General features: G+C 66.4%; 1 pseudogene. It reads left to right on the top strand.

Annotated elements, in window-relative coordinates:
* Window positions 1-121: 121 nt before the first annotated feature.
* Window positions 122-3,301: pseudogene (locus EPN51_RS04470) on the top strand (amino acid adenylation domain-containing protein); the annotation flags it as partial.

Here is a 3,301-nt window from a genome sequence, read left to right on the forward strand (position 1 = left end):
CGCCGTCTTGTCCTGAGCCGGCGCCTTCGTGGACTTGGTCACAAAACACTCCTTCTGTCCGCCCCAACGGCGGTCCGATGATGGACCACCTCGGACTTACACAGATGGAATGACACGCCCCATCGAACTCGGCGAAATCCAAACCGCCCTAACAACTCTCGAGGGCGTCGACCAAGCCGTCGTCGTCGCCCGCGAAGACCGCCCCGGCGACAAACGCCTCATCGGCTACATCACCGGCAGCGCCGACCCCACCCAGGCACGGACCGCACTGGCCGAGCGGCTCCCGCCCTACATGGTCCCGACCGCGCTGGTAGCGCTCGACGCCCTCCCACTCACCCCCAACGGCAAACTCGACACCCACGCCCTGCCCGCACCCGATTCCCACCACCTCAAGGACTACCGCGCCCCGCGCACCGCCCTTGAAGAAATCCTGGCCAGCATCTACGCGCGAGTACTCGGACTCGACCGAGTCAGCATCGACGACTCCTTCTTCGACCTCGGCGGGGATTCGCTGTTGGCGATGCGCTTGTCCGCGGCGATCAACACGTCACTGGACGCCGACGTTTCGGTGCCCGCCGTGTTCGATGCGCCCACGGTTGCTCAGTTGGCATGCCATGTCGGCGTGGGTTCGCGGCGGCTGCAGCCCTTGGTGGCAGCGGACCGGCCAGCGGTGGTGCCGTTGTCGTATGCCCAGCAGCGGTTGTGGTTTGTCGACCAGTTGCAGGGGCCCTCCCCGGTCTACAACTTGGCCGCGGCATTGCGCTTGAACGGGCGCCTCGATAGCGACGAATTGCGCGCGGCGATGGCGGATGTGGTGGGCCGTCATGAAAGCCTGCGCACGCTGCTTGCCGCGCCCGAGGGGATCCCCCAGCAGCTGGTATTGCCACCCGAGCGAGCCGACTTCGGTTGGGATCTTGTCGATGCCACCAGCTGGTCGGCCGGCCGGTTGGATGAGGCCATCGGTGCGGCAGCGCGTCGCGGTTTTGACCTGGGCACCGAACTTCCTTTTCGCGCAACGCTTTTCCGGGTCGCCCTGGAAGAACACGTGCTGGTGGCCGTGGTCCACCACATCGCCGCCGACGGCTGGTCGATCGCCCCGCTGATCAGGGATCTGGGGGTCGCCTACGCCAGCCGGTGTGCCGGGCAGGCCCCCGACTGGGCGCCGCTGCCGGTGCAGTACGTCGACTACACACTGTGGCAGCGAGCGCAGCTGGGCGACCTCGACGCCAGCGATAGCCCCATCGCCGCGCAACTGGACTACTGGGAGGAGGCCCTGGCCGGGCTGCCCGAGCGCCTGCAGCTGCCCACCGATCGGCCCTACCCGCCGGTGGCCGATCAGCGCGGGTCGAACGTCATCGTGGATTTTCCGGCCGAGCTGCAGCAGCAGGTTGCACGACTGGGCCGCGAGCACAATACGACCAGTTTTATGGTGATGCAGGCCGCCATGGCGGTGCTGTTGTCGAAGATCAGCGCCAGCCCCGAGGTGGCCGTCGGGTTTCCGATCGCCGGGCGGCGCGACCCCGCACTGGACGAGCTGGTGGGCTTTTTCATCAACACCTTGGTGCTGCGCGTCGACGTGTCGGAGGATCCCACCACCGCCGAACTGTTGGACCAGGTGCGCCGACGCAGTCTGGCCGCCTACGAGCACCAAGACGTGCCCTTCGAAGTGCTTGTGGAACGACTCAATCCGTCGAGGTCGTTGGCTCATCACCCCGTGATTCAGGTGATGGTCGGCTGGCAGTTCGCCGGCGATAGCGATCCCGCGGCGGAGCTGGTGTTGGACGGCCTGCAGGTCACGTCGCTACCGGTGAACACCCGCACCGCCCGGATGGATCTGGCGTTTTCGTTGGCCGAACACTTCACCGAGGCCGGTGAGCCCGCTGGGATCGGCGGAACGGTGGAGTTTCGCACCGATGTGTTCGACGAGGACAGCGTCAGCGCGCTGATCGGGCGCTTGGAGCGGGTACTGGTGGCGATGACCGCCGATCCGGCACAAAGGGTTTCGTCGATCGACGTACTCGACGAGGGTGAGCACGCCCGCCTCGATGAACTCGGCAACCGTGCGGTACTGACCCAGCCCGCAACCCAAGCATCGATTCCGGCTATGTTCGCCGAACGCGTGGCCCGCGCCCCCGATGCAGTGGCGGTGACCTTCGAGGGCCACTCCCTGACCTACCGCGAGCTTGATGAGGCCGCCAACCGGTTGGCACATTTGTTGGCGGCCCACGGCGCCGGTCCGGGTCAGTCTGTGGCGCTGTTGTTTTCGCGGTCGGCTGATGCGATCGTGGCGATCTTGGCCGTCCTGAAGACCGGGGCGGCGTATCTGCCGATGGATCCGGCGCTGCCGGCGGCCCGGATCGAGTTCATGGTCGCCGATGCCGGACCGATCGCTGCGATCACCACGGCGGGCCTGCGCTCGCGGTTCGATGGATGCGAGTTGGCGGTCATCGATTTCGACGACCCTCGCGTCGACTCCCAACCCAATACCGCCTTGCCGGACCCAGCTCCTGATGACCTGGCGCACATCATCTACACCTCTGGCACGACCGGTGTGCCCAAAGGCGTGACCGTCACGCACCACAACGTCACTCAGATGTTCGACGCACTGGATATCGGCGTCGAGTTGGCGCCCAACCAGGTATGGACGCAGTTTCACTCCTACGCCTTCGATTTCTCGGTCTGGGAGATCTGGGGTGCGTTGTTGTTTGGTGGGCGGCTGGTGGTGGTGCCTGACTCGGTGGCGCGCTCCCCGGAGGACTTCCACACGTTGCTGGTCGACCAGCAAGTCACCGTGTTGACCCAGACGCCGTCGGCGGTGGGGATGCTGTCGACGCAAGGGCTGGAGTCGGCGGCGTTGGTGATCGGTGCGGAACCCTGCCCCGTCGAACTGGTGAACCGGTGGGCGCCGGGACGCGTGATGATCAACGTGTACGGCCCGACCGAGACAACGATGTGGGCGTGCAAGAGTGCACCGCTGGCCGCGGGGTCGGGGCCGACACCGATCGGCTCACCGATCGCGTGGGCGGCCTTCTTTGTGCTGGACGGGTGGTTGAACCCGGTGCCCGCCGGGGTGATCGGCGAGTTGTATCTGGCCGGTCGTGGGGTGGGTGTTGGGTATGTGCGTCGGGCGGGGTTGACCGCGTCGCGGTTTATGGCGTGCCCGTTCGGTGGCCCGGGGTCACGGATGTATCGCACCGGCGATCTGGTGCGCTGGGGTGCTGATGGGCAGCTGCACTACCTCGGGCGCGCCGACGAGCAGGTCAAGATCCGCGGCTACCGCATCGAACCCGGCGAAATCCAA

The sequence above is a fragment of the Mycobacterium sp. genome (assembly GCF_004298145.1).
Taxonomy (GTDB): Bacteria; Actinomycetota; Actinomycetes; order Mycobacteriales; family Mycobacteriaceae; genus Mycobacterium.